Origin of the sequence: Frigoribacterium sp. Leaf164, assembly GCF_001423665.1 — a bacterium.
GTDB classification, from domain to species: domain Bacteria; phylum Actinomycetota; class Actinomycetes; order Actinomycetales; family Microbacteriaceae; genus Frigoribacterium; species Frigoribacterium endophyticum.
Window position 1 is genome coordinate 1,173,770 of sequence record NZ_LMOX01000001.1, and the last position, 8,020, is coordinate 1,181,789.

Sequence of the window (8,020 nt, forward strand, 5' to 3'; positions counted from 1 at the left end):
GCGACGAGCCTTGTCGATCTCCACGAGGCCCCGCCTCCTGGGCTCGTCAGCGGCGACGCGTGACCGGGGCGTCGTGGTCGGCGATCGAGCCGAGGATGAGCGCGCTCTGGAGGATGAGGGCCTCCCGGGCGCCGGTGGCGTCCCAGCCGATGACGTCGGAGACGCGCTTGAGGCGGTAGCGCACGGTGTTCGGGTGCACGAAGAGCTCACGGGCCGTCGCCTCGAGCGAGCGCCCGTTGTCGAGGTAACACCAGAGGGTGGTGAGGAGCTCGGTGGAGTGGTTCTTGAGCGGCTTGTAGACGCGGTTGACGAGCGTCGACCGGGCGACGGGGTCGCCGGCGAGGGCCCGCTCGGGCAGGAGGTCGTCGGCCAGGACGGGTCGGGGCGCGGCTCGCCACGACCGCGCGACCGCGAAGCCGGCGAGGGCCGCCTTGGCGCTCTTGGACGCGTCGACGAGGCTGGGCACCTCGTGGCCGAGGACGAGGTGCCCGTCGCCGAAGCCGGGCTCGAGGGCCGAGGCGATCTCCGTGAACGACGTCCGGCGGTCGGGGGCGGCCGTCTCGCCGTCCGCGTCGGTGACGACCTGCTCGGCGCGGCCGATGACGAGGACGAGCCTGCTGCCCTGCACGCCGATGAGCACGTCGGCCTCGAGGTGCCGGGCCGTGCGCCGGAGCATGTCGACGTCGAGCATCCTCGGGGCCGTGCCGACGAGGACGGAGACCTCGCCGTGCCCGTGCCAGCCGAGCGCCGCGATCCGGCTCGGCAGCTCGTCGTCGTACTCGCCGCTGAGGATCGAGTCGACGACGAGGGCCTCGAGCCGGGCGTCCCAGAGGCCGCGTGCCTCCGCGGCCCGCGCGTAGACGTCCGCCGAGGCGAACGCGATCTCGCGTGAGTAGAGCAGGATCGCCTCGCGGAGGGAGTCGTCGCCGTCCTTGACCCGCTCCTCCACGACCTCGACCGTCACGCGGATCAGCTGCAGGGTCTGCTGCAGGCTGACGCTCCGGAGCAGCTCGCGCGGAGCTGCCCCGAACACGTCGGCGGCGATCCAGGGCGTCGACTGGGGGTTGTCGAACCAGCTGATGAACGACGTGATGCCGGCCTGGGCGACGAGCCCCACGGCGGAGCGCCGCCCGGGCGGCATGTCGCCGTACCAGGGCAGCGTCTCCTCCAGGCGTTTGATCGTCGCCGTCGACAGCTCGCCCGAGACCGTCCGCAGCCACGCGAGCGTGCGCTCCTTCGTGGCGGCGGACGGTTCCATGGGCGAGTGCGACACCCGCTCAGCGCTCACGTCGCGGTCAGCTCTCCCCGCCGGCGCTGCCGCTGGTGCCGGCCGTCACGTCGTGCAGCCGGTAGCGGTCGATCGCCTGCTGGACGACGCTCGGGTCGACCTCGCCGCGGCGGGCCAGGGCCTGCAGCGTGCGGACGACCATCGACGGGCCGTCGATCTTGAAGAACCGACGGGCCGCGGCGCGCGTGTCGGAGAAGCCGAAGCCGTCGGCACCGAGCGTCAGGTAGTCGCCGGGCACGAACTCGCGGATCTGGTCGGGCACGGCGGCCATGAAGTCGCTGGTCGCGATGAACGGACCCTCGCTGCCCCGGAGCTTCTCCGTGACGTAGGGGGTGCGCTGCTCGGCGCCGGGGTTGAGGAAGTTGTGCTCCTCGGCGGCGAGGCCTTCGCGGCGCAGCTCGTTCCAGGAGGTGACGCTCCAGACGTCGGCCGCGACGTTCCAGTCGTCGGCCAGCAGCTGCTGCGCCTCCAGGGCCCACGGCACGCCCACGCCGGACGCGAGCAGCTGGGCGCGCGGGCCCAGGTTGTCGGCGCCCTTGAGCTTGTAGATGCCGTGCAGCAGCCCGTCGATGTCGAGGTCGTCGGGCTCGGCGGGCTGGGCCATCGGCTCGTTGTAGACGGTGATGTAGTACATGACGTTCGGGTCGGAGTGGGCCGGCGAGCCGTCCTCCGTCGAGCCGTACATGCGGTCCATGCCCGCCTTGACGATGTGGCCGAGCTCGTAGCCGAACGCGGGGTCGTACGAGACGACGGCCGGGTTCGTTGAGGCGAGCAGGAGCGAGTGGCCGTCCGCGTGCTGCAGGCCCTCGCCGGTCAGCGTCGTGCGGCCCGCGGTGGCGCCGATGATGAAGCCACGTGCCATCTGGTCGCCGGCGGCCCACATCGCGTCGCCGGTGCGCTGGAACCCGAACATCGAGTAGAAGACGTACACCGGGATGAGCGGCTCGCCCTGGGTCGAGTACGAGGTGCCGACGGCCGTGAAGGCGGCGAACGCGCCGGCCTCGTTGATGCCGACGTGCAGCAGCTGGCCCTGGGGGCTCTCCTTGTAGGCGAGGAGGAGCTCACGGTCGACCGACGTGTAGTGCTGGCCGTTCGGGTTGTAGATCTTGGACGTCGGGAAGTAGGCGTCCATGCCGAAGGTGCGTGCTTCGTCCGGGATGATCGGGACGATGCGGTGGCCGAAGTCGGGCGAGCGCAGGAGGTCTTTCAGGAGGCGCGCGAAGGCCATCGTCGTGGCGACCTCCTGTTTGCCGGAGCCCTTCTTGACGACGTCGTACGACTTCTGCTCGGGCACGGCGACCTGGGTGTACTTCGAGCGGCGCTCCGGCACGTAGCCGCCGAGCGCGCGACGGCGCTCGTGGAGGTACTGGATCGCCTCGTCGCCGTCGCCGGGGTGGTAGTACGGCGGCTGGTAGGGGTTCTCGTCGAGCTGCGCGTCGGAGACCGGGATGCGCATCTCGTCACGGAACTGCTTGAGGTTGTCGAGCGTCAGCTTCTTCATCTGGTGGGTCGCGTTGCGCCCCTCGAACGACGGGCCGAGGCCGTAGCCCTTGACCGTCTTCGCCAGGATGACGGTCGGCTGGCCCTTGTGCTCGGAGGCCGCCTTGAACGCCGCGTAGACCTTGCGGTAGTCGTGGCCGCCGCGCTTGAGGTTCCAGACCTGGTCGTCGGTGAAGTCCTCGATGAGCTCCAGCGCGCGGGGGTCGCGGCCGAAGAAGTTCTCTCGGACGTAGGCGCCGCTCTCGGCCTTGTACGTCTGGAAGTCGCCGTCGGGCGTCGTGTTCATGAGGTTGAGCAGGGCGCCCTCGGTGTCGCGGGCGAGCAGGTCGTCCCACTCGCGGCCCCAGACGACCTTGATGACGTTCCAGCCGGCACCGCGGAAGAAGCTCTCGAGCTCCTGGATGATCTTGCCGTTGCCGCGGACGGGGCCGTCGAGGCGCTGCAGGTTGCAGTTGATGACGAAGTTGAGGTTGTCGAGCCCCTCGTTCGCGGCGACCTGGAGCTGGCCGCGGCTCTCGACCTCATCCATCTCGCCGTCGCCGAGGAAGGCCCAGACCTGCTGGTCGGAGGCGTCCTTGACGCCACGGTTGGTGAGGTACTTGGCGACCTGGGCCTGGTAGATCGCGTTGATCGGGCCGAGGCCCATCGACACGGTCGGGAACTGCCAGAACGAGGGCATGAGGCGAGGGTGCGGGTAGGAGCTGAGGCCGCCGGTGTGGTGCGACTTCTCTTGACGGAAGCCGTCGAGCTGCTCGGTGCCGAGGCGCCCCTCGAGGTAGGCGCGGGCGTACATGCCGGGGGAGGCGTGGCCCTGGAAGAAGATCTGGTCGCCGCCGCCGGGGGCGTCCTGACCGCGGAAGAAGTGGTTGTAGCCGACTTCGTAGAGCGCGGCGGAGGAGGCGTAGGTGGAGATGTGGCCGCCGACGGAGATGCCGGGGCGCTGGGCACGGTGCACGGTCACGGCGGCGTTCCAGCGGATCCAGCGGCGGTACCGGCGCTCGAGGTCTTCATCGCCGGGGAACTCGGGCTCGTCCTCCGGGGCGATCGTGTTGACGTAGTCCGTCTTCGGGACCATCGGGACGCCGAGGTGCAGCTCGCTCGACCGCGTCAGCAGGCTCTTCATGATCTCGCGCGCGCGCTCGTGGCCCTGCGTCGCGACGAGGGAGTCGAGCGACTCCCGCCACTCGGCGGTCTCTTCCGGATCGCGATCGGCCTTGTCGACCGTGTACGGATCCTGGTCGTTTACCGTCACCCTTGACCTCTATCACTCGTGGTTGACATCAGCTGCCACCCGTCTCGGGCAGGCAGACGCCAGGGCTGACACGGCCGGGTAACGGCAGTCGTCGGCGTCTGACTGGTCGAGTCTAGTTGCCTCCGCCGACGGAGGCTCGGCAGCCGCTGGGAGGCGTCGGGAGCCGGCCGTCGGCACGCCGCGGGCGAACGGCCTTGCGGCCACGCGCCTCCGGCGTAGTATCGACGATCGTGTCATCGCCGGCCGACCGAGCCGACGAGGGAGGAACGCGCAATGGCTCTGGAGAACGACATCCAGGCACCTGACTTCGACCTGCCGAACCAGTTCGGCGAGCACGTCCGGCTCTCGGACTTCCGGGGCGTCAAGCCCGTGGCGCTGGTCTTCTTCCCGCTCGCCTTCTCGAGCACCTGCACCGCCGAGCTGTGCACGCTGCGCGACAACCTGTCGATGTTCCAGGACCACCGCGTCGAGCTGATCGGCATCTCCGTCGACTCGAAGGCGACGCTGCGGGCGTTCGCCGAGGACGAGGGCTACGACTTCACGATGCTCGCCGACTTCTGGCCGCACGGCGAGGTCTCGAAGGAGTACGGCGTGTTCCTCGACCACAAGGGCTTCGCGACGCGCGCCACCTTCCTCATCGACGTCGACGGCGTGATCCGCGAGCACTTCGTCACCGAGCCCGGCCAGGCCCGCTCGATCGACGACTACCGCACGGCACTCGACGCGCTGGTTCCCGTCCCCGCCTGACGCGACGGGGCCCGGCCTCGGCCGCGGTACCATCGTCCCGCCGCGCACCCGCGGTGCAGGGGCCTTTAGCTCAGTTGGTAGAGCGCCACGTTTACACCGTGGATGTCGTCGGTTCGAGCCCGGCAGGGCCCACCTTGGAATTGCCCGATCAGGCGCCGTTCGATGACCGGGCGGCACTCGGTCGGATGCCTGGCTCGGTCTGAGTGTTGGTGTGATGTCGGTAGAGCCGATGCGCGACTTCCGAGGTTCGGCAGGCGAAGAGGCAACGGGTCGTGACGGAAAGGATGCGACGAGCAGCTGGGGGTGTTGCTCGGGCAGTTCTCCCGGCCTCTTCGGCCTGTCGTCATGCCTCGAGTTACGGTCATGCAGGCGGCGCGAAGGCCGCTCCTCATTCCGCGTCATCAGACGTAGTGGCTGCATCGTGCAGTGTTGCGAGGGCTGAATCGAGGGCGGCTTCCAGTGGCCATGCTGATCGTTCCGGCTGGCTGAGGACGAGTCCGCCCTGGATCGCCGCCAGGATGGACACCGCAATTCGCTCAGGATCTGCGACCCCTGCGACGAGCCCCGTCGCTCGCATCTTCACGACACCGTCAGCGAGAGCGCTGCGCCACGCTCGCATCCCCTCGGCTACGGTTCGGTCAAGCTCAGCATCGACGGCTGCCGCCTGGGTCGCGAGTGATCCGATGGGGCAGGCCCAGCGGCCGCGGCCGATGTAGTAGTCCACCAGCCCCGATCGCCATCGCTCCCACGATCCCCATGAGCCGAGGTCGTGGATCTCAGGCTCCTGGGCTGCGAGCAACTGCCGCCCCTCCCATGCGGCGACCTCTCGGACGAGCTCCGTCTTCCCGCCGGGGAAGTAGTGGAACAGCTGGCTCTTGCTCGTCAGGGTGGCAGCTCGCACCGTGTCCAGCGTCGTCCCGCCGATCCCCGAGGCCAGGATCTGCTCTCCCGTCGCCTCGATGATGCGCTGCCGAGTCTGACGTCCACGCTCGGTGAGCTTCGTCTCATCCATGTCACGAAGATACCCGACTGGACCAACGGGTCCACTACTGCTAAGAATGGACCATGCAGTCCAATCTTGACGTTCTCCAGTCCCTTCCCTCTGACACTCGACTCGCCGGTCGCACCGCGATCGTGACCGGGTCCTCGAGCGGCATCGGTGAGGCCATCGCACGCGTCCTCGCCGCGTCTGGCGCAAGGGTCGTCGTCAGCGGTCGCGACGTCGATCGCACCCAGGCAGTCGTCGACACCATCGTCGCCGCCGGGGGTGTCGCCCACGCCGTCCCCGCAGACCTCTCTGGGAGCTACGCCGAGCTCCGCAGCTTCACTTCCGCGGCGACTGCGGCGCTCGGTGGGCGGGTCGACATCGTGGTCAACAACGCGGGCGTCTACCCGGTGCTGCCGACTGCGATGCTCGCGGACGACGACCTCGACGCGGTGCTGTCGACGAACATCCGGGCGCCGCACGTGCTCGTCTCGGAACTCGCACCCGCCATGGCCGAACGAGGCACTGGGGCGATCGTGAACATCGGATCGTGGATGTCACGGGTGGGCATCCCTGCCGGTGCGGCTTACACCGCCTCCAAGGCTGCCCTAGAACAGATGACCCGCACCTGGTCGGCCGAGTTCGGTCCCCGCGGCGTGAACGTCAACACCGTCGCGCCGGGTGCCACCGCCACCCCGGGCAACGCCGCCGCGGCCGACGCCCTCGCCGAGATGACCCGAGGCACAGTCGCCGGGACGCCCGTGCGCCCGGTCGACATCGCGTTCGCCGTCAGGTTCCTCGTCTCCGACGAGGCGTCTTACGCCCACGGCACGGTCCTCGACATCGACGGCGGCATCGCCAATGTCCGGCTGGGTTGAACGCCGTGCAGACCCCACACTTCGCTCCTGCTGTCGAGGCGTTCGTCGCCGCCCTCGAAGGCCGCATCGACCAGGACATCACGTCCTTCCCGGATTTGTTCCACCAGGATGCGGTCATCGACGTGCCCTTTGACGGAGCCGGTGACGCGTCGCCGATCGTGGGACGGCCAGCGATCGAAGCCATGGCCGCCAGCCTTGAGAGCTTCCTCTGGTTCGACGAGGTGATCTTCGACGCCGTGCGTGCGACGGAGGACCCCGCCGTGATGGTGTGCGAATACGAGGCGGTCCTCCGACGCGCGGACCGCGACGGCCGTCTCCGTCGCCGCTACGTCTCCGTCATCACCCTCCGTGGAGGACGCATCAGCCACCTCCGCGAATATGGGGGACCCTTCATGCCGACCCGCTGATCAGAACATGCCCGCCTGGCGTGTAGCCCCTTTCGTGGACCGCGGAATGTGTAGGCCTAGGTAGGTCGAGCTGAATGTCACCGCCTCCTCCTTGAAGCGCGAAGCGGGGGTGCACAACCAAGGACGACGTCGTCCGCACCGCCGACCCCGTGGTCGTCGTCTCGAAGCACGGGTGCTCTACCGGGCTCGGCGCCGATCTGATCGTCCGTGCCGTCCGCCGGCGACGAGACCGATGTCGGAACGCGAGGGGGGTCGCAGGCGGCTGCGGGTCGATTCGGGGACGTCTCGGTCGCGAGGGTCTCCTTGTTCCGTGGGACGCGCTCGAGGACTCGTCAGCTCTCCGAGAGAGGCCTGACTTCGACGGTCGCAGCGATCGTCTTGGCTGTGACCATGGAAGGCAGGTAGGGGCTACCTGAGTACTTGACGAGGTAGGCGGCATCGATCTCGGTGTCAGCCTCGCCTGCGGCTGCATGGAACGTCACGTTGTACTCGGCTCCTGCTGCGCGGATGCGCCCGGCGCCCTGCTGCATGGCTGCCTGGTACCAGCGCGATGCTGTCCCGTTGTAGGCCCGGACGTAGAGGGCGTCATCAACGACGACGGACCAGATCCACGTGGGCGTGCCAAAGGTCGTACCGTCGTTCCGGAACGGTGACACGTGGAGGTCGTCGCTCCCGGCGATCCTCGCGAGCGTGTCGCCACTGAAGGTGTTCATCGATGTTCTCTCCTTGTCGCGCCGTGTCTCGTAGCGGAACGGTGGGGAGAGCCCCGGGCTCCTCTCATGACTTGCCGGTGAACTGGGCGTCGGTGACGTGCTCGAGCCACGTGGTGGTGGCGGAGGGGTCGTCGCCGTTCTCGAGCATCGCGAGGTGCTCCATGAACACCCCGGGGGCGGCGGCGTGGAAGTGCTCCTTCGCGACGCCCATCGCGGCCATGCCGTTCGGCCAGCCGGCGTAGAGGGTCAC

At 68.8% G+C, this 8,020-nt stretch carries 7 protein-coding genes, 1 tRNA gene and 1 pseudogene; 4 read left to right on the forward strand and 5 right to left on the reverse strand.

From position 1 onward, the window contains the following. Positions 1-46 precede the first annotated feature (46 nt). Positions 47-1,258, reverse strand: a complete 1,212-nt coding sequence (locus ASF82_RS05300) for a CdaR family transcriptional regulator (protein ID WP_056054320.1) — start codon at positions 1,256-1,258, stop codon at positions 47-49. A gap of 37 nt (positions 1,259-1,295) precedes the next feature. After that, on the reverse strand, positions 1,296-4,040 hold the full coding sequence (gene aceE, locus ASF82_RS05305; protein ID WP_056054324.1) for a pyruvate dehydrogenase (acetyl-transferring), homodimeric type: 2,745 nt from the start codon (positions 4,038-4,040) through the stop codon (positions 1,296-1,298). A gap of 273 nt (positions 4,041-4,313) precedes the next feature. Between aceE and ASF82_RS05310 the strand changes: the two genes are divergently transcribed. Both ASF82_RS05310 and ASF82_RS05315 read left to right on the forward strand, forming a co-directional pair. Continuing rightward, positions 4,314-4,787, forward strand: coding sequence for a peroxiredoxin (locus tag ASF82_RS05310; protein WP_056054326.1), 474 nt, complete (start codon positions 4,314-4,316; stop codon positions 4,785-4,787). 59 nt (positions 4,788-4,846) lie between these two features. Beyond that, positions 4,847-4,919 (forward strand) — tRNA-Val (locus tag ASF82_RS05315). Between the two features lie 256 nt (positions 4,920-5,175). Here ASF82_RS05315 and ASF82_RS05320 read toward each other — a convergent pair. After that, positions 5,176-5,799, reverse strand: a complete 624-nt coding sequence (locus ASF82_RS05320; RefSeq protein ID WP_056054330.1) for a TetR/AcrR family transcriptional regulator — start codon at positions 5,797-5,799, stop codon at positions 5,176-5,178. 53 nt (positions 5,800-5,852) lie between these two features. Between ASF82_RS05320 and ASF82_RS05325 the strand changes: the two genes are divergently transcribed. Together ASF82_RS05325 and ASF82_RS05330 are read left to right on the forward strand one after the other, a co-directional pair. Next, positions 5,853-6,650, forward strand: a complete 798-nt coding sequence (locus ASF82_RS05325; protein WP_056054333.1) for an SDR family NAD(P)-dependent oxidoreductase — start codon at positions 5,853-5,855, stop codon at positions 6,648-6,650. Between the two features lie 5 nt (positions 6,651-6,655). After that, a complete protein-coding gene (locus ASF82_RS05330) occupies positions 6,656-7,057 on the forward strand; it encodes a nuclear transport factor 2 family protein (RefSeq protein WP_056054338.1) in 402 nt (133 codons plus the stop codon). A 332-nt stretch (positions 7,058-7,389) separates the two neighbouring features. On the opposite strand, the gene ASF82_RS05335 is transcribed toward ASF82_RS05330, so the two are convergent. Next, on the reverse strand, positions 7,390-7,770 hold the full coding sequence (locus tag ASF82_RS05335) for a DUF2255 family protein (RefSeq protein ID WP_056054342.1): 381 nt from the start codon (positions 7,768-7,770) through the stop codon (positions 7,390-7,392). Between the two features lie 64 nt (positions 7,771-7,834). Further along, positions 7,835-8,020, reverse strand: a pseudogene (locus ASF82_RS05340) (hypothetical protein); the annotation flags it as partial.